This window comes from Liquorilactobacillus mali (assembly GCF_001437155.1).
In the GTDB taxonomy this organism is placed as follows: domain Bacteria; phylum Bacillota; class Bacilli; order Lactobacillales; family Lactobacillaceae; genus Liquorilactobacillus; species Liquorilactobacillus mali_A.
The window spans coordinates 42,405-42,815 of the sequence record NZ_JQAR01000021.1 but is presented as its reverse complement, the minus strand read 5'-3'; the positions used below and the strand labels follow the sequence as shown (position 1 = coordinate 42,815).

The 411-nt window shown below is 34.3% G+C and carries 1 protein-coding gene; it reads right to left on the bottom strand.

Annotated elements, in window-relative coordinates:
* Positions 1-83 precede the first annotated feature (83 nt).
* Positions 84-411, bottom strand: a 328-nt coding sequence (locus IV36_RS12245; protein ID WP_162261588.1) for a LysM peptidoglycan-binding domain-containing protein, incomplete at its 5' end; no start/stop codon positions are given.

Below are 411 nucleotides of genomic sequence, written 5' to 3'. Positions count from 1 at the left end.
ACATACCTTAGCAGCATAAAAATATCTATTTTGTCTAACTTTTGTGTTGCACTTCATATGCTGGTGGCTCATTTATTTATTAGTCAATTTATTGTTAGTATTTGTCCAACATAGATAATGTCAGAACTTAAATGATTGGCCGATTTAATCTGTGTAACAGTTGTGTTGTATTTAACAGCTAGCTGCCATAAAGAATCACCAGATTTAACTGTGTAAGTCTTTTTATCTGAAGAAGTTGAACTAGAACTGCTATTAGTTGTTGAACTAGTTGTAGTTGATTTGTTTGAAACTTTCAGAGATTGCCCAATATAGATAGTATTAGTACTCAAGGAATTCAGCTCTTTTAACTTGTTCACTGTAAGTCCATATTTGGTAGCGATGGCCCAGAGCGAGTCCCCCGACTTAACAGTA